Source organism: Mucilaginibacter sp. 5C4 (assembly GCF_034345625.1).
GTDB classification, from domain to species: domain Bacteria; phylum Bacteroidota; class Bacteroidia; order Sphingobacteriales; family Sphingobacteriaceae; genus Mucilaginibacter; species Mucilaginibacter aurantiaciroseus.
The window spans coordinates 1,925,090-1,941,594 of the sequence record NZ_CP133775.1; the positions used below are offsets into that span (position 1 = coordinate 1,925,090).

Consider the following 16,505-nt stretch of genomic DNA (forward strand, 5'->3'; position numbering starts at 1 on the left):
GAAGTAAAAATTATCTTTGAATATAACTAATTGAAATACAGATACCTAATTTAATATCTTACCAGGGAGGATTTCATAAAAATGAAGCAAGCTATTGGGTTATTTTTAGATCCCAATCAAAAAAAGATTAACAAAGTGACTATTCAAAGGGGTATCCGCTATGTTTTATAAGGGCCTAAGTCTTACCATGCCTATCTTCAATGATCTCCATCAGTGCAGCTCTGCTTTGGGCATCAAAGGGTTGGATACCGAAGTCATCCAGTATCAGCAGTTGTTGTCTTTCGACCTTAGCGATCTCTTTGAGATACGAACCATCTGCTTTAGCCATTTTTAGTTTAGCGAACAACTTAGGTGTACTGGCGTACCATACCCGGTAGCCCAGCATACAGGCCTGGTAACCATGCAAAGATCAACGTTAGCTCAAAAAACCTCACTTATCGTATTCAGCCTGTTTCTGCTTTTCGCAGGCATTGGTCATCTTACTTTTGTAAGTTTTTTTTTAAGCATAAGTTCCACCGTGGTTGCCCATAAACCCGGATTTGGTAGTTATTTTATATAGAGTTATGGAAATACTACTCGGGCTATGTCTAATTTTACTACAAAAAGCACGGTGGTAAAGTTGGTTGGATAGTTGCGATCTTTTTTGTTTTGGTTTTCCCAGGAAATATCGCCCAATTGGTTGAATACAGAAATGCTTTTGGCCTGGATTTACCTAAGTCCAGATCCTGATCCTCCTTGACAAACGACTCCAATTCAACGAACTTTTTGTTTTCTTTAGCCCGGCAAATGAATGTTATATCATTGGAACGAAACGCTTTCATCGTCCTGATTGATTGCAGGCCTCTATCCATCATATAAATATTGCGATGACTACTTTCTTTCTTTACGTGTCCCATTACCACCTCAGGCAAGGCGAAATCTTCACTGCCATAGCTTTGAGAGGTAAATACAGCGGAATGACACGGCAATACACCATCAAAGGCAATACTATATTTAACCGCTCTTTTACCGCTTTTGTTATCCAATCCTTCCATCAGCTTGCCAACCGTTTCGCTCACCATTGAGCTATCAACACGGATAAGGTTATATTTCTCCCTTTCCGTTAGGGAGTACAACTCGGAAAACTGATCGTAAATGTATTCATAGATCTGCTTAAAATAATCTGGAGACTGAAGTAATCACCCTTATTTTGAAAATTGCCCGGCGGCGGGCTAGCCCGCCCGTAAGAACACCCCCTGTTTTCCTATTATTTGATGATCTATGGTGAAAACGGGGTGTGCTTTAAAATTTCTTAATAATAATCCAAAAACCTATAACTATTAGGGTAGCAAATTTCTATAATTCCACAAAAGCGCATACTCATTAGTTGAAAATAATTATCGCTGATCTGATAAATATAGATAGGTTTGTCTTTCTTTACCCGTTATGCTTAAAGTTAAGTGCAATTTAATAGATGGATCCTGCAAATGATTGTCAACACGACGCAACTGATTGAGTCTTGGGTGACACTATACACCAACAATTTGTATAGCTGGGCATTTTTTAAAACCTCCAGTAAGGAATCTGCCGAAGATTTGGTGCAGGACACATTTTTAACCGCATATCAGCAGTTCGAAAAATTCAGAGGAGAAAGTACGCCTAAGACTTGGCTTTTAGCGATATTAAACAATAAAATAAGGGCGCATTACCGTAAAAAATATCAGCAACTTGCCGAAAAAGAACGCAGCGAAACAAGTAACAGCCCAATTTTCGATCAGTTATTTGATGAAAATGATCGTTGGAAAAATAAGGAAAAGCCGTCAGCATGGCACGACGATGAGGGGCACCTTTTGGATGACCGTGAATTTAACGGTGTTTTAACATCCTGTCTGGGTAAATTGCCTGAACAATGGCGGGTCGCAGTTAATCTGAAATATATAGAGCAAAAAAAAGGCGACCTCATTTGTCAGGAACTTGATATTGCGGCAACTAATTTCTGGCAGATCCTTCATAGAGCAAAATTACAACTAAGGAAATGCCTTGAAATAAATTGGTTTAAAGTATAGATCATGCATAAAATAATGAATTGGTTGATGTTGTCCTGTAAGAAGGCAACCGAGCTGATCGAAAAGAAATCACTTGTCGGGCTTTCATGGAAAGAAAACGTACGCTTGCACATGCACATAACTATGTGCGACGGCTGCACGGCATATCAAAAACAAAGCCTCCTGATCGACAAACTCCTCCAGCATCATCTCAGCGATGACACATCAACAACGATTCCCCTGGTCGAAAATAATGCTCTGAAAGATCGAATTATCACTAAACTAACAGAGAAATGACAGTGGACTCAACGGCTTCGCTTTTAAAATCAGTTCTTTCATGCCCTAATTGCGGTCATAAGAAAGAAGAATCGGTGCCGTTAGACTCTTGCCTTTTTTTCTATGAATGTGAAAGTTGTAAATCCATATTAACACCTCAACCTGGGGACTGCTGTGTATTTTGCAGCTATGGTACCGTGAAATGTCCGAGTCATGATTCAAATGAAACAACCCAGCCTGGATGCTGTGCATAGGTAAAAGAGGAAGCTGAATTTTTGTTTTTTTAATAATTACTTCTTTCTTTTGGATGCTTTTGCTTTGGCATTGTAGTTTAAAGCCAGTCCGACTGTCTGAATATATCAAAGAATGTGCTGAGAGGCTGGAAAAAAAAATATCGGAGCTTGTATCCGCACCATTAATTTTAGTGGGGCACTCTCAGGGCGCGATGCTTGCATTAGAGTTGTTATTGAGACAAAAACTACCAATCGTTGAACTTTACTCATTTTTGCGGAATTATTCCTAAACCAATCGTAGATCCTATTTTGAAAATCGATTTTACCAAGGTTTTTTTTTATTATTCCGAAAAAGATAAATTTATTTCGCCACAAGAATATCATGAAACCCTGCAAGGGCTTTCCTCAATAACAGGGATCGAGTTATCGGTGAATGGCTCAAAAAGCTTAGATCACGATTTTTCAAGCTCTTGGCTGAAGACATCAAATTATTATTAGCCTAATCGATTATGACAACATCAAAAGATAATGAAATAGTTAGCAGCGTAATGTCTCGATGGGAATCTCTCCCGGAAATACAGAAAAAAAACGCCTTGGTCGACGGGGACGAATTAGCTACTGTAATAAACCGGAATCTATCAGAAAAGGGATTTTGGATATATTCCCTATTAAAACAATGTGAAGAACATAGTTTGGAGTCTTTGATTTGCCTTTGCACAGATATTTCAAAAAGACTTGGCTTTGTGTTGCCTCAAAATCTGAACAATGATTTAGTTACTCTGATTCGAGACGAAGGGAAAAATTATTCGAATCCGGCAACAAGGGGGCATCAAACCAATAATCACTTAGCCTACCATAGTGATAGAGCCGACCTATCAATCCTGTTGTATGTGAGACCAGCTGCCAAAGGTGGCGCGTTGAGCATCGTTTCTTTTAAAGAAGCATTGGCAGTTTTAAAAGAAAAAGAAGTTGCAGCATACAATATACTGTTCCAAGAATTTCCTTTTGACTTAAGAGAAGATCGATTATTCTTGCTACCTAAATGGCATTTACGTCCGATTTGCTGGCAATCCGAAGATCAGATTTTTGGCCATTATATTCGAAGATTTATCAATGATTCGAGCAGACATGAAGATTGTCATCCACTGACACCGGTACAGGAAAATGCACTTGATATGTTTGATGACGTTTTAAAAACATTAGGAAAAAACACGCAATTTTTGCCGAGTGTTGGAGAAATTGTAATCACAGATAATTTTAAAGTTTTGCACGCCAGGACTGCATTTGACGACGACCAAGAATCAAACGCCCGCTTAGCACTAAGAAGTTGGGTGGCACCGTATCATAGCATGGAAACTGCCGCGTTTCATGCAGCCTTTAATGGGAAGTGGCTTAGAGGGAGCTTATCGTGGAGGTTTGGGATCCAACCAAGAGCATATCGAAAATATTGGACGAACTAAATAAAGAACATTATGAGTGCAAAAACATTTTCAATAAGCTCAGATAAATATGCGCAATCAAGGCCTCTTTATCCCGAAACACTATTTAAATGGTTAGCTGAAAATTCGGTCGCAAATCACTCGGTTTGGGACTGCGCGACGGGAAATGGCCAGGCCGCAATCGGACTTTCCCATTATTTTGATAACGTGTATGCTACAGATATTTCGGAGCAGCAAATCGAAAATTCTATCAGAAGTGAAAAAGTTATCTACAGTGTAAGTCCAGTGGAAAATTCAGGTTTTGCGAGCAATTCATTTGATCTTATTGTTGTTGCCCAAGCACTTCATTGGTTTAATTTCCCGGAATATTGGATGGTGGTTAAACGTGTCTCTAAACCTGGAGCGTTGTTTTCCGCGTGGGGATATGATTGGGCATTCAGCACACCTGAAATTGATGAGTTATTAATTAAACCGTTTCGAGAGATTTTATTGCCCTTTTGGAATAAAAGAAACTCCGTTCTTTGGCGTGGATATTTAGATGAGGATATCCATTTTCCATTTAAGAGGATTTCGATGCCGTCGTTCGAGATATATGGACAATGGCCGCTGCAAAACTTGATAAATTATTTCAAAACTTGGTCCGCCTATAAGTTAGCGGATGCGGACGCAATTGAACAACTGGATAGGTTAGCCGGAAATATTATGAAAAAATTTCAGCCCTCAGACATCATACCAGTAAGAATGCCTTTAAGGTCTTTTGCGGGATTAATAAAATAAATCTTACGACAATGAATACGCATCCTTATCCTGGAATCTTCGCAATCAACACTATACTTGGAAATATAACAAGTATTGAGGAAGCTGCTCAAAAAGATGGCCTGCCCGATATCGTAAAAGATCTGAATGAACGCGGAGTAAATAGCTATTCACATATAAACGACAAGTTGAGCAAGCTATTGGCGCAATCCATATTGGCGACTTTATAAGATTCCAAACTAGACTACAAAGATATTAACGGTGTAATGATCGTTATAGAAAGCTATTCAGAACTCATTGAAGGACCAATAATTAATGGAGTAACTCCTTTTCGAACTGGTAGAAATTTAATTTTTGAATTGTTAGGAGAAATCGGTTTGGATCACGCCCGATTATTTTCCAGTACATTTGGAGGCTCTGGAAATTTCCTCCATGCTATGTTTTTAGCGGACTCTCTAATTAGAAGCAAACGGTTAAACAACATATTAATGGTTTGCTTTGACAAGCATCCTGATAATACTTCTCGATTAATGCAAGAGGCTTTAGCTGTTGTAGGCGATGGCGTAGCTACTTTTATTTTTGGCAATAGTAATCAGCAAACGACTTTTCACACAGTTGATTTTGTTAACATCAATCCCTTTATTAAAGTAGAAAGATATGATAACATGGCCGAAAAAATGTTGGAAATGTATCGATGCACAAAATTTGCGGCTGCCTTTGAAATTGTAAAATCATGCTTCAAATAGCGCGGGGAGTACACCATTTGTACGTTAAGTTTATAAAGTCAAAATTAGGGCTGTGAGGTATTTGTGGTGTATGGCGAAAACTATACACTAAATTCTTGTCCTGACTGAAAAAAACAAACTGCTTTCTGGTTGTCTTTTGGATAAATAGGCAGAGCGTATATTCAAAACACTGACCTTTTTCTATCAATCTAAAAAGTGTATTTTCGAGTATGTACGCTATAACAAAAATTTATTACGTCCAATTTTATTTATTATCCTTCTTTTGAATATGAAAATGCTGATTTAGACCGTCTACCGATGTCTTTTTACTTTTATCTGCCAACATCAAAAACGCCTTAATGCCGCATGATTTTAATTAATCATGCGGCATTTCAACTAAACGCAACACGTCCGGAAAATAAATAAATATCTTTTGTCAGGTTCACGGATTCGATGCAACTATTAGAACATATTAATCAAATAATTTACTTAAATCAACAAACGATGAAAAAGTTATTAGTTGCCTCCATGCTGTTTATGGGTATCGCGATCTCCGGATTTGCGCAGCAAGCCAAAGTTATCGCTTTAGTGAATAAAGCTTCCTGGTGCCCGGTATGCCAGGCAAATGGCCCCCGTTTTGAAAAAGACATCATGCCTATGGCGATGGCAAACAAAGATGTCCAGATCGTGATGAACGACTTGTCTGACGACAAAACAAAGGCCGCTTCTTTACCTATGCTTCAAAAAGCTGGTATCGCATCATTTGCCAAGAAAAACACAGGTACCGGTACTTTGTATTTTATTGACGCGAAATCGAAAAAATTAATTTCAGAAGTAAGCCTTGCTAAAAGCGATGAAGAAATTAAAAAAGTCTACATGGCTGCCCTTGCTAAAGGATAAGCTATTTCTGACCTTTTATTACAGGGTTAACCCAATTTCAAAGTTAACCCTGTTTAAACCAACCAAAGATGAATACAATAAAATTAAAACAAGGGATGCTGGGTGGCATAATAGCTACCGTGGTGATGACGATGCTTATGCTGGCCGCACCGATGATGGGCATGCCTGATATGAAGGTAGGTAACATGATGGCCGGCTTTATGGGTATTCCTGTTTGGCTGGGCTGGGCTATGCATCTGATGATCGGGATCGTTTGGGCTTTGGTTTATGTTTTTCTGATCAAAGACCGGCTTACGTTAAGCCCGGCGATCAAGGGTATGCTGTTTGCCCTGCTTCCCTGGATACTGATGCAACTGATGATGATGCCGATGATGGGTATGGGTATATTCTCGGCTAATGCGCCAAATCCGGTCATGATGGTAGTAGGAACAATGATGGGACACCTGGTGTATGGGCTCGTACTGGGACTGAGCACGAAGGGCGAATAACATTAATAATTTTGAATGATGAATAATCAAATCATTTTAAAAAAGATAACCCGCCTAAACTTCAGGCAGGTTATTTACGTGATCATCGGGCTTGTACTATTGGTTAACGGCATAGTTGGAAAAGATTGGACAACCGGTATATTAAGTTTGCTTTTTTTATATCAGGGCATATTTAACACCTGCCTGTTCGGGTCATGCACTGTTCCCAGGCGCTGATAACGCCGGCATGTCAGAAACATTCGCCTTATTCCAGGGTTAATGATGATATTGAAAAGAAAAAAGAAATGAGCGAACACTATTATAACGCTGGCGATCTGGCCAAATTTGGCAATATAGCTGAATATCAAAAGGAAATGGCTGATAAATTCTTCTCCTATTACGGGGATGTATTTAAAGACAGCTATTTAACCGCTAAAGAAAAGTCACTTATCGCCCTGGCGGTTGCCCATGCGGTACAGTGCCCTTATTGCATCGACGCTTACAGCAGCGATGCTTATGAAAAAGGCTATAGTGAAGCGCAAATGATGGAAGCTGTACACGTTGCGGCGGCAATCAAAGGCGGCGCGGTATTGGCGCATGGTGTGCAGATGATGAACAAGGTGAAAGAGATAGGCATGTAATGATAAAATCACTCCACGTTTTACAACATCATTTGGCAGATTCCAACAATCAGCTGTCGATCCTTGAAGACGAAGGGCTGCACAAGCACGCGTCCTTTACAGAGAAACTGTCCGGGCTGGGCGAATTTCCTTTACGGGCGACCGGCGTGGAAATCTTTCAGGTAAATGTTGGCAAAATGTGTAACCAGGTATGCAAGCATTGCCATGTAGACGCGGGCCCTGACCGTAAAGAGATCATGACGCGGGAAACCATGCAGCTCTGTTTGGACGTACTTGCTGCCTCAGACATCAAAACGGTTGACCTGACCGGCGGAGCGCCCGAAATGAATCCCGACTTCCGTTGGTTCGTCACCGAGATCAAAAAACTGAACAGACACATTATCGTCAGGTGTAACCTGACCATTATATTAGCCAACAAAAAATTCCATGACCTGCCTGAATTTTTCAGGGATCACCAGGTGGAAGTGGTATCATCTTTACCCAGCTTCACTAAAGACCGTACAGACAGGCAGCGGGGCGACGGGGTTTTTGAAGATTCTATCAGAGCCTTGCAGCTGTTGAATGAAGCTGGCTATGGTGTACCGGATGGCGGCTTGTTGCTCAATTTGGTCTATAACCCGGCAGGGGCTTTTTTGCCGCCTTTACAGCAGGCGCTGGAACGGGAGTATAAAGATGAACTACTCAAAAACTTCGGTATCCGGTTCAATAATTTGTTTGCCATTACCAATATGCCGATCAGCCGTTATCTTGACTATTTGCTATCAACCGGCAATTATGATAAATACATGGAAAAACTGATTAGTGCCTTTAATCCTTCTGCGGTTCAAAATGTGATGTGCCGCAATACTATTTCGGTGGGTTGGAACGGCTATCTTTATGACTGCGATTTTAACCAGATGCTGGATCTTCCGGTCAGCACAACAAATTCCAGTCACCTTAGTAGTTATGATGGCACTGTTTTAGATAAACGGTACATTGTTTTGAACCAGCATTGCTATGGCTGCACTGCCGGTGCCGGTTCAAGTTGCAGCGGAGCGGTAGCCGATTAGTTACCTAAAAAAGTAAATTATGAGCACAGGATATTTAGAAACAACCAAAAATATTTATAAAGAAGCGGCTGAAAACCCGCAGGTCGGTCTATGCTGTACAACGACCCCGATCTGGTCATTACCAGGCTTGGAAATTCCCAAAAGAATGCAGGAAATGAATTACGGATGCGGAAGCACGGTAAACCCACGCGACCTCGTAAACGATCCAAAAATATTATATGTGGGTGTTGGCGGTGGGATGGAACTATTGCAGTTTGCCTATTTCAGCCGTCAGATAGGCGGTGTGGTCGGTATAGATGTGGTGGATGAAATGCTCGAAGCGAGCAGAAAAAATTTCGTGGAAGCTGAACAGGTCAACCCCTGGTTTAAAAGCGAGTTTGTTGAACTCCGCAAAGGAGATGCCCTACATTTACCGGTTGAAGATAGCAGTATCGATGTAGCCGCCCAAAACTGCCTGTTCAACATCTTTAAGGAAGACGAACTGAAACAGGCGTTAAAAGAAATGTACCGGGTATTAAAACCCACTGGCCGCCTGGTATTGAGCGACCCAACCTGCGAAACTTTCATGCCCAATGCCTTGAAAGATGATGAACGCCTTCGGGCCTTGTGCCTGAGCGGCGCTTTGCCGCTGAAAGAGTATATTAAAATGATCACTGATATCGGCTTCGGCACCATCGAGGTACGGGCCAAACGCCCGTATCGTATCCTTGACCCCAAACATTACGCAACCGAAAGGCTGATTTTTATAGAAAGCGTAGAAGTTTGTGCTATCAAAGACCCTATGCCGGAGGACGGGCCTTGTATTTTTACGGGTAAAACGGCCATTTATTACGGCGAGGCTGAATGTTTTGACGACCATAAAGGCCATGTATTAATGCCCAACCAGCCGTTGGCTGTTTGTGATAAAACCGGTGGCAACCTGGCCGGCTTGAACCGTGATGATATTTTCGTATCGGAATCAACCTGGTTTTACGACGGCGGTGGTTGTTGCTAAGTTCGAATAATTGAAATTACCATGAGCAATAATATCTTATTGATATTTACACGTAATCTGATCTACGGCAAAGTAAAAACTAGGCTTGCAGCATCGATAGGCCATGATTATGCGCTGTCTGTGTACCGGTTATTGTTGGAACATACCGCGCAACTCACAAAAAATATCGATGCTACCCGGATCGTATATTATTCGGATGCGATAACAGACGGGGATGCCTGGGATAATTCTTACCTGAAAACCGTTCAGCAAGGCGGCGACCTGGGTGAGCGGATGGCAAATGCGTTTGATGATAATTTAAAAAACGGGACTAAAAAGGTGGTGATCATTGGGACGGATTGCTACGAACTAAACAGCGGGATCATTGCGGATGCTTTTTCGCAATTAGATCACCATGATGTGGTCATAGGGCCCGCGCTCGACGGTGGTTATTACCTCTTGGGCATGAAGGCCTTTCATCCGGAACTATTCTATAATGTCGCCTGGAGCACGCCTTCGGTTTTAAAAGAAACCTTGTCGTGTTGCGACGATTTGTCGTTAACCTATTTCCGGTTACCTGTTCTGTCTGATATAGATGAGGAAAAGGACCTCGCGCGTACCGACCTTTTGAGCAAATTATGATCAGCATAATCATACCGACGTTTAACGAAGCGGATCAGATCGCATCAACTATCAACCGGCTGAAGAAGGCTATCGGGGCTTCGGATGTTGAGATCATCGTATCGGATGGAGGAAGTATGGACGGAACGATACTGTTGGCAAAAGAGAGTGGTGCCTGTGTTTCCTTATCAAAAAGAAAAGGCCGGGCAGCCCAAATGAATACTGGTGCCGCGCTTGCAAAAGGCGATCTGCTCTACTTTTTACACGCGGATACCATTCCGCCGGAAGGTTTCCTCGCCGATATTGTCCAAGCCGTTACGCAGGGGTATGCTGCGGGTTGTTTTATGTTATCCTTCGATTACCCGCATTGGTTTTTAAAAGCAAACTGCTGGTTTACCCGGTTTGATGTGAACGCCCTCCGTTTTGGAGATCAGAGTTTGTTCGTCACCAAAGCATCGTTTGAACAGGCCGGAGGCTTCTGCGAGCAGCATATCGTCCTCGAAGACCAGGAACTGATCAAACGGCTAAGGAAACAGGTTCGTTTTAAAGTCATTAAGAAGGCTGTAGTGACATCCGCCCGTAAATACCTGGAAAACGGAATTTACAGGACACAGGGCATTTTCTTTATCATTTATCTTCTTTACCGAATTGGTTTTTCACAGCAAAAGCTTGTGCGTACTTATAAAAAACTCATTAGGCAAGATAAGCTTTAACCCAGCGAATATGGCAAAACATGAATTTGATATCATTGTGATCGGCGCAGGTTCCGGGGGGGTAACCGTAGGGCTCTTTATGAACCAGGCAGGCCTTAAAGTGCTGATGATCTCCCTGTCGGATAAGGACATTGGCGGGGATTGCCTGAACGACGGCTGTGTGCCGAGCAAAGCATTGATCCATACGGCAAAACTGGTCAGGCATGCACAAGAGGCGGCGCAGTTTGGTTTGGATGTGAGTGGGAGTGTTGACATTAAAAAGGTCATCAGCTATATCCGCTCAAAGCAATCTTTGATCAGGGTACATGAAAATGCACAATGGCTGCATGATCAAGGGATCACTGTGGTTTTGGGAAATGCTTGTTTTGCAGGGAGGAACCAGGTCGAGGTAGACGGAAAAATATATTCCGGGAAAAAGATCGTCATCGCCACCGGCTCTAAACCCCGGAAATTAACCATTGAAGGAGTTGAAAAGGTGAGCTACTTTGATAATGAAAGCATCTTTCATTTGGAGACCCTGCCGAAAAACGTATTGTGTATTGGCGGCGGCCCTATCGGAATGGAGATCGCGCAGGCTTTATCCCGCCTTGGCAGCAAAGTTACAATTGTACATAAAAACTCATCGATACTCGAACACGACGATCCCGAAGTGACCACAATACTGATGGAACAACTAGAAAAAGAGGGTATAAAATATTTATTAAACACCCGTATTGACCGGTTCACATCCGCTAACGGGGCGGCTGTTAAAACTGCCGCAGGTGAAACAGAAGTTATTCATTTTGATGCGGTCTTTGTGGCGATAGGAAGGGAATTATCTTTGGAACCGTTAGCGCTTTCAAAAGCTGATATTGAAGTTGAAGGAAAAAGAATCGTTATCGACCGTTATCTAAGAACTACCAATAAAGATGTTTTGGTTTGCGGAGACGTAGCGGGCGACCTTCAGTTTTCCCATGCTGCCGAATTTCACGCCCGGCTGATCCTGAATAACCTATTTTCCCCTTTTAAAAAGAAACTCAATAACCAGTATATGTCCTGGGTCACCTTTACCGATCCGGAAGTGGCCACGTTCGGTTTAAGCGAAAAACAGGTAAAGGACAAGCGTATCAATTTCCGCAGGCTGGAAAAAGATTTTAAGGACGATGACAGGGCGGTAGTGGACAATTACCGGTATGGAAAATTGGTATTGCTTGTTAGCAAAGGCGGGTTTTTCAGAAAACAAAAATTATTGGGCGGAACAATGGTTGCCCCAAATGCCGGGGAACTTATTCAGGAACTTATATTGGCTAATTCAGTCAAACTACCTGTTAAAGCGATTTTTGACAAGGTTTATCCTTACCCGGTTGCTTCCCGTATCAACCAAAGCCTGGTTACCGACCTGATTTCCGAGGGATTGACACCCGTGATCAAAGCGCTATTGCAAAAGGCCTATCAAATATTTAACTGATGGAATGGTGGCTTGCCTGGAAGCAAAGCGCGAGTTCAATTTCCATAGTTTTGAATCGGTTGAGTTGGGGCAGTTAGGCCTCCCTTTGCTGTAATTCTACAAATCGATTATAAAACACCTTGGTTTATAGACACGCTGCTTATTTTCCGACTCATTGCAAAAATTATACCACATGCCGTTTATATATTATAAATTAACTTTTTTATTCTTAAGTTAATAAAAAAACATTTATTTACATTTATGGCATGCTGCTTGACTAGATACTAATAATATTTATTATACACTAAAATAGCAAAAATGAAAGCACTTGTTTATTATGGACCTAAAGATGTCAGGGTATCTGAAATGCCAGATCCCAAAATTGAACAACCAACTGATGTACTGGTAAAGGTTACCACCACTAATATTTGCGGCTCAGACTTGCACATGTATGAGGGGCGGACGGATATGGAGGCAGGTCGGATATTCGGACACGAAAACATGGGTGAGGTGATTGAGATAGGCAAAGCAGTTGTTAATATTAAAGTAGGGGATATGGTATGTATGCCCTTTAATATTGGCTGTGGTCATTGTAAGAATTGTGAAAGCGGACTTACTGGTTTCTGTCTCAATATGAATCCCGGCTTTGCCGGTGCTGCCTATGGATTTGCCGGAATGGGACCCTTTGAAGGTGGGCAGGCAGAGTATTTAAGAGTACCATACGGCGATTTTAATTGTTTAAAATTACCCGAAGACGCTAAGGAAAAAGAAAATGATTATGTAATGCTATCGGATATTTTCCCTACAGGTTACCATGCAACCCAGTTGGCAGGAGTAAAACCCGGAGATAATGTAGTTATTTACGGTGCTGGCCCGGTTGGATTGATGGCGGCCCTATCTGCCTCCATTAAGGGCGCTAATAAAATTATGGTAGTAGACAATCATCCTGACCGTTTAAAGCTAGCTGAGGAGTTTGGAGCCATACCTATTGACTTTTCGAAAGGGTCTGCTGTTGAACAGGTGTTAGAAGAAACTAATGGGATAGGTGCCGATAGTGGTTGCGAATGTGTGGGTTACCAATGTTGTAATAAACATGGACACGAACAAAACAACGCCACAATGAACGACCTTGTACAGGCTGTGAAGGCCACCGGTTCGATAGGAGTTGTGGGTGTTTTCGTCGCAAAAGATCCTAAAGCTAAGGATCCGATATCACAGAAAGGACACATGGACTTTGATTTTGGTAATTTCTGGATGAAGGGCATGAGCATGGCAACAGGCCAGGCCAATGTTAAAGCCTATAACCGGCAGCTTTGCGCATTAATTTCCAGTGGCAAGGCTAAACCATCTTCTATTATTTCTCATGAGATTTCGCTTGATGAAGCACCGGAGGCATACAAGCATTTTGATACACGCGATAATGGTTGGACTAAGGTGATACTCAAACCGGGGAAAAGTCCGGATAAGTCTAAACAAGCTGCTAAGGAACGGGAACCAGTTTCCGTTTAGTTCTAAAAAAGACGAAGTTATTAAACCATAGCTTTGTCTTTTTGCAATCTTCCGAATGAAATTACGATCGTTCGTATTTACATAAATTTTTTGGGAAATAGCTTTTGGTTTATTGAGCGATGATGTGTTGGGCTGTTTATAAAAGGTTTGCCCTAATCTGTTTTTTTTAAATCCTACAGCAACAAAAAAATGATTATAACTAAATTTTCATGTTAGTTTTTATAATTGATACGTTTTGTAGAAAACAATATTCCGATCAAGTACGATGACCGGAGATATTGGTTTCTTTGATTTTACATTAAATTATTTGTTGGATAAATACATTCCGCATAGCATATTTTTATCTTTGCCGCTAACAATTACTAATAAATTATCTTTAAAATATCATTTTAATTATCCTTTAAATACAGATTTCCTGCGCCTTCTGCTGCAAAACATACACTTGCGGATTCAAATGGTTCATAATATACCCCTGGTTTAAAGACACTATTAAACTTTGTGATCAAGGTGCTATTTACTGATTTCCTCCGGGTTTCGTAATAAATGGTTTTAGTAGCTGAGTCTGCGTCTATTAGCCGCTTCATTATGAAGTGGCTTTTTTTGTTTTAAGCTGGAAGTTTATCGCTTATCAGATGGTTTACAAACCCTTCAGGTCTGATTTGATCCGGTTGCGTTTCTTTTGCAGGTGCTCCTTTGCGTTGTTGATAAATTCGCCGGTTACCGCATCTATTTCGCCTTTTTTTCGACTGTAGAAATACCTGGCTGCGCCTGCCACCAGTGCCCCGAGGGCTACACCAACTATTAGTAAGCCTTTCTTATTATCTTTTTTGAATGGATTTTCCATAATAGGTAAATTTAACAGGTTTATACGTGCAGCCTAATTATTAAGCAATTTAACTTTTTTATTATGTATAATACAACTGTTAAAATTACTAATTATTTAGGGGTGAGGGTGATATGGGAGGGATGGCGAATTTTATTTAAACTTATAAACTTTGTAGGTAGGCGTGTTCATGTTCACGCAGTGAACACACATGTAAGTTCATAAATTAATAATTATCACCGCTAATCAGATCGATACTTATTTAAGAATAGCCATAGTTCTGACTATTACCACTGCCTTTGCTTTTCAAAAATCAAACAAATAGCCCGGTCTGCAATTACTGTTATCCCGCACCCCGCACCATCCTCCTGCACCCACCTCTCATCCTTATTCATTTAATAATATACCCCTAACATTCCTGTCACACTAAGCCGGTAGCTTTATGGTGTTAAACATAAAACAAATGGAAATGGGATATTCATCGCTCGATCTGGCAATGCTACTTATTGCGGCATTTGTAATATGGGCCGCCTCGCGCGTACCGGTAAAACGTACCAACGAACAAAAAAGGCTGATGAGGCCGCGGCTTAAACAAAAGAACCAGCACCAGCACTCGTTGTAGTAGCTGCTGTGCCGGCGGGCTAAGTTTATTGTGAAAAGGAGAACCTTTGAGAAAAATTAAGGTTGCGTTTTTTGCCGATATATTGGTGGAAGACTTTGACGGTGCCGTGCGCACCATATACCAGCTGATAAAACGGATCGACCCCCAAAAGTTCGAGTACCTGTTTATCTACGGTACCGGGCCGGATAAGATCTTGGGGTTCGACAGCCTCAGGATGCCGAAGATGTCGGTACCATTGAACGCCAGCTATTCTGTAGCCCTGCCCATGCTGGCTCAAAAGAAGTTGAATAACAAGCTGCAGACTTTTGGTGCCGATGTGGTGCACCTGTCCACGCCGTCGTTCCTGGGCAATTTCGGGCTGGATTACGCCAACCGGAACGGCCTGCCTGTCATCAGCATTTACCATACCCACTTTATATCTTACGTAGATTATTACTTTAAGTACGCGCCTATGCTCATTAAAGGGCTTAAGCAGCGCATCGCCAAGGGCCACAAAAGCTTTTATAACCGTTGCGACAGGGTGTATGTGCCATCAGACAGTATCAAGGCCGAGCTTTGCAATATGGGCGTCTATCCCGCTAAAATGAAGATCTGGAAACGGGGGATAGATGCGCGCCTGTTCTCGCCCTACAAACGTGGGCGTAACCTCATCCGGCGCTTAACGGGCAATACAAACCCAACCATCATATTTGCCAGCCGGTTGGTTTGGGAGAAGAACCTCGAAACCCTTTTTAATATTTACGACCTGATACAGCAGCGGGGCAACGCCGTAAATTTCTTAATAGTGGGCGATGGCACCGCCCGCCAGGCCTGCGAAGAGCGGATGCCCAAGGCGGCCTTTACGGGTAAGATAGACCATCAATACCTATCTAAACTGTACGCATCGGCAGATCTGTTTTTGTTTCCTTCCGTGTCCGAAACTTATGGCAATGTGGTGGTAGAGGCCATGGCATCTGGCTTGCCCTGTGTTATTGCGGATGGCGGCGGGTCGAAGGACTTTATTGACCAGGGTGTTAACGGTTTTAAGTGCAACCCTTATGATGCGGCCGATTATGTAGAGAAGATAGAACTTATTCTCAACAACAAGATCCTCAGCATTCAGCTATCTGCCGAAGGCCTGAAAATAAGCCGACAGTTGAGCTGGGAGCAGTTGGTTTACACTTATTTTGATGATGTAAGCAATTTGGTCATCAAGCGCCGCGAAGGGCAGGAACTGGTTACAGTATAAACATATTACGAGAATGTGCTGACGGATGCTTTTTTCCTGCGCATCAACCGATCGGTTATTGTAAACCGGGATTATATATG

The 16,505-nt window shown here is 42.0% G+C and carries 21 protein-coding genes; 18 read left to right on the plus strand and 3 right to left on the minus strand.

What is annotated here, in order from left to right; translation table 11 throughout:
- Positions 1–175: 175 nt before the first annotated feature.
- Together RHM67_RS09095 and RHM67_RS09100 are read right to left on the minus strand one after the other, a co-directional pair.
- Complete coding sequence (locus tag RHM67_RS09095; protein ID WP_322231843.1) at positions 176–406, minus strand: ATP-binding protein; 231 nt, start codon at positions 404–406, stop codon at positions 176–178.
- 190 nt (positions 407–596) lie between these two features.
- Positions 597–1,061 (minus strand): hypothetical protein, encoded by a 465-nt coding sequence (locus RHM67_RS09100; RefSeq protein ID WP_322231844.1) that lies wholly within the window; start codon positions 1,059–1,061, stop codon positions 597–599.
- 378 nt (positions 1,062–1,439) lie between these two features.
- On the opposite strand from RHM67_RS09100, the gene RHM67_RS09105 reads away from it, so the two are divergent.
- The 16 genes from RHM67_RS09105 to RHM67_RS09180 all read left to right on the plus strand — a co-directional run bounded on the left by RHM67_RS09105 (position 1,440) and on the right by RHM67_RS09180 (position 13,752).
- Complete coding sequence (locus RHM67_RS09105; RefSeq protein WP_322231846.1) at positions 1,440–2,045, plus strand: sigma-70 family RNA polymerase sigma factor; 606 nt, start codon at positions 1,440–1,442, stop codon at positions 2,043–2,045.
- Positions 2,046–2,048: 3 nt separating this feature from the next.
- The gene (locus RHM67_RS09110) at positions 2,049–2,321 is read left to right on the plus strand and encodes a hypothetical protein (protein ID WP_322231848.1); all 273 of its coding nucleotides are present in this window, start codon (positions 2,049–2,051) and stop codon (positions 2,319–2,321) included.
- Positions 2,318–2,554, plus strand: coding sequence for a GDCCVxC domain-containing (seleno)protein (locus RHM67_RS09115; RefSeq protein ID WP_322231850.1), 237 nt, complete (start codon positions 2,318–2,320; stop codon positions 2,552–2,554). The genes RHM67_RS09110 and RHM67_RS09115 overlap by 4 nt, the downstream gene beginning before the upstream one ends.
- A gap of 488 nt (positions 2,555–3,042) precedes the next feature.
- A complete protein-coding gene (locus RHM67_RS09120) occupies positions 3,043–3,993 on the plus strand; it encodes a TauD/TfdA family dioxygenase (protein WP_322231851.1) in 951 nt (316 codons plus the stop codon).
- Positions 3,994–4,005: 12 nt separating this feature from the next.
- Positions 4,006–4,749, plus strand: coding sequence for a class I SAM-dependent methyltransferase (locus RHM67_RS09125; protein ID WP_322231853.1), 744 nt, complete (start codon positions 4,006–4,008; stop codon positions 4,747–4,749).
- A gap of 11 nt (positions 4,750–4,760) precedes the next feature.
- The gene (locus RHM67_RS09130) at positions 4,761–4,958 is read left to right on the plus strand and encodes a hypothetical protein (protein WP_322231854.1); all 198 of its coding nucleotides are present in this window, start codon (positions 4,761–4,763) and stop codon (positions 4,956–4,958) included.
- A 36-nt stretch (positions 4,959–4,994) separates the two neighbouring features.
- Positions 4,995–5,474 carry a hypothetical protein gene (locus RHM67_RS09135; protein ID WP_322231856.1) on the plus strand — a complete coding sequence of 160 codons (480 nt, stop codon included), beginning with the start codon at positions 4,995–4,997 and terminating at the stop codon, positions 5,472–5,474.
- Positions 5,475–5,957: 483 nt separating this feature from the next.
- Complete coding sequence (locus RHM67_RS09140; protein WP_322231857.1) at positions 5,958–6,353, plus strand: hypothetical protein; 396 nt, start codon at positions 5,958–5,960, stop codon at positions 6,351–6,353.
- Between the two features lie 68 nt (positions 6,354–6,421).
- Entirely contained in the window at positions 6,422–6,841 is a 420-nt protein-coding gene (locus RHM67_RS09145; protein WP_322231859.1) for a DUF6789 family protein, read from the plus strand.
- Between the two features lie 194 nt (positions 6,842–7,035).
- The gene (locus RHM67_RS09150; protein WP_322231861.1) at positions 7,036–7,461 is read left to right on the plus strand and encodes an arsenosugar biosynthesis-associated peroxidase-like protein; all 426 of its coding nucleotides are present in this window, start codon (positions 7,036–7,038) and stop codon (positions 7,459–7,461) included.
- Entirely contained in the window at positions 7,461–8,510 is a 1,050-nt protein-coding gene (gene arsS, locus RHM67_RS09155) for an arsenosugar biosynthesis radical SAM (seleno)protein ArsS (RefSeq protein ID WP_322231862.1), read from the plus strand. The genes RHM67_RS09150 and arsS overlap by 1 nt, the downstream gene beginning before the upstream one ends.
- A gap of 19 nt (positions 8,511–8,529) precedes the next feature.
- A complete protein-coding gene (gene arsM / locus RHM67_RS09160) occupies positions 8,530–9,504 on the plus strand; it encodes an arsenosugar biosynthesis arsenite methyltransferase ArsM (RefSeq protein WP_322231864.1) in 975 nt (324 codons plus the stop codon).
- Positions 9,505–9,525: 21 nt separating this feature from the next.
- On the plus strand, positions 9,526–10,125 hold the full coding sequence (locus RHM67_RS09165; RefSeq protein WP_322231866.1) for a TIGR04282 family arsenosugar biosynthesis glycosyltransferase: 600 nt from the start codon (positions 9,526–9,528) through the stop codon (positions 10,123–10,125).
- Positions 10,122–10,817 carry a TIGR04283 family arsenosugar biosynthesis glycosyltransferase gene (locus RHM67_RS09170; RefSeq protein WP_322231867.1) on the plus strand — a complete coding sequence of 232 codons (696 nt, stop codon included), beginning with the start codon at positions 10,122–10,124 and terminating at the stop codon, positions 10,815–10,817. The genes RHM67_RS09165 and RHM67_RS09170 overlap by 4 nt, the downstream gene beginning before the upstream one ends.
- Positions 10,818–10,827: 10 nt before the next feature.
- Positions 10,828–12,264 carry a dihydrolipoyl dehydrogenase family protein gene (locus RHM67_RS09175; protein WP_322231868.1) on the plus strand — a complete coding sequence of 479 codons (1,437 nt, stop codon included), beginning with the start codon at positions 10,828–10,830 and terminating at the stop codon, positions 12,262–12,264.
- A gap of 297 nt (positions 12,265–12,561) precedes the next feature.
- Positions 12,562–13,752, plus strand: a complete 1,191-nt coding sequence (locus tag RHM67_RS09180) for a glutathione-independent formaldehyde dehydrogenase (RefSeq protein ID WP_322231869.1) — start codon at positions 12,562–12,564, stop codon at positions 13,750–13,752.
- 637 nt (positions 13,753–14,389) lie between these two features.
- Here the strand turns inward: RHM67_RS09180 and RHM67_RS09185 are convergent.
- Positions 14,390–14,596, minus strand: a complete 207-nt coding sequence (locus RHM67_RS09185; RefSeq protein ID WP_322231870.1) for a hypothetical protein — start codon at positions 14,594–14,596, stop codon at positions 14,390–14,392.
- Positions 14,597–15,017: 421 nt separating this feature from the next.
- Here RHM67_RS09185 and RHM67_RS09190 point away from each other — a divergent pair, with 421 nt between their 5' ends.
- Together RHM67_RS09190 and RHM67_RS09195 are read left to right on the plus strand one after the other, a co-directional pair.
- Positions 15,018–15,197: a hypothetical protein gene (locus RHM67_RS09190; RefSeq protein WP_322231871.1), complete on the plus strand. Its 180-nt coding sequence runs from the start codon at positions 15,018–15,020 to the stop codon at positions 15,195–15,197.
- A 46-nt stretch (positions 15,198–15,243) separates the two neighbouring features.
- Positions 15,244–16,425 carry a glycosyltransferase gene (locus tag RHM67_RS09195; RefSeq protein ID WP_322231872.1) on the plus strand — a complete coding sequence of 394 codons (1,182 nt, stop codon included), beginning with the start codon at positions 15,244–15,246 and terminating at the stop codon, positions 16,423–16,425.
- Positions 16,426–16,505: the final 80 nt, after the last annotated feature.

Excerpts from the sequence above, each read along its gene's own strand:
- RHM67_RS09100 (WP_322231844.1), bottom strand. The coding sequence starts at position 1,061 with ATGGTGAGCGAAACGGTTGGCAAGCTGATGGAAGGATTGGATAACAAA.
- RHM67_RS09110 (WP_322231848.1), top strand. The coding sequence starts at position 2,049 with ATGCATAAAATAATGAATTGGTTGATGTTGTCCTGTAAGAAGGCAACC.
- RHM67_RS09115 (WP_322231850.1), top strand. The coding sequence starts at position 2,318 with ATGACAGTGGACTCAACGGCTTCGCTTTTAAAATCAGTTCTTTCATGC.
- RHM67_RS09120 (WP_322231851.1), top strand. The coding sequence starts at position 3,043 with ATGACAACATCAAAAGATAATGAAATAGTTAGCAGCGTAATGTCTCGA.
- RHM67_RS09125 (WP_322231853.1), top strand. The coding sequence starts at position 4,006 with ATGAGTGCAAAAACATTTTCAATAAGCTCAGATAAATATGCGCAATCA.
- RHM67_RS09130 (WP_322231854.1), top strand. The coding sequence starts at position 4,761 with ATGAATACGCATCCTTATCCTGGAATCTTCGCAATCAACACTATACTT.
- RHM67_RS09135 (WP_322231856.1), top strand. The coding sequence starts at position 4,995 with ATGATCGTTATAGAAAGCTATTCAGAACTCATTGAAGGACCAATAATT.
- RHM67_RS09140 (WP_322231857.1), top strand. The coding sequence starts at position 5,958 with ATGAAAAAGTTATTAGTTGCCTCCATGCTGTTTATGGGTATCGCGATC.
- RHM67_RS09145 (WP_322231859.1), top strand. The coding sequence starts at position 6,422 with ATGAATACAATAAAATTAAAACAAGGGATGCTGGGTGGCATAATAGCT.
- RHM67_RS09150 (WP_322231861.1), top strand. The coding sequence starts at position 7,036 with ATGCACTGTTCCCAGGCGCTGATAACGCCGGCATGTCAGAAACATTCG.
- arsS (WP_322231862.1), top strand. The coding sequence starts at position 7,461 with ATGATAAAATCACTCCACGTTTTACAACATCATTTGGCAGATTCCAAC.
- arsM (WP_322231864.1), top strand. The coding sequence starts at position 8,530 with ATGAGCACAGGATATTTAGAAACAACCAAAAATATTTATAAAGAAGCG.
- RHM67_RS09165 (WP_322231866.1), top strand. The coding sequence starts at position 9,526 with ATGAGCAATAATATCTTATTGATATTTACACGTAATCTGATCTACGGC.
- RHM67_RS09170 (WP_322231867.1), top strand. The coding sequence starts at position 10,122 with ATGATCAGCATAATCATACCGACGTTTAACGAAGCGGATCAGATCGCA.
- RHM67_RS09175 (WP_322231868.1), top strand. The coding sequence starts at position 10,828 with ATGGCAAAACATGAATTTGATATCATTGTGATCGGCGCAGGTTCCGGG.
- RHM67_RS09180 (WP_322231869.1), top strand. The coding sequence starts at position 12,562 with ATGAAAGCACTTGTTTATTATGGACCTAAAGATGTCAGGGTATCTGAA.
- RHM67_RS09185 (WP_322231870.1), bottom strand. The coding sequence starts at position 14,596 with ATGGAAAATCCATTCAAAAAAGATAATAAGAAAGGCTTACTAATAGTT.
- RHM67_RS09190 (WP_322231871.1), top strand. The coding sequence starts at position 15,018 with ATGGTGTTAAACATAAAACAAATGGAAATGGGATATTCATCGCTCGAT.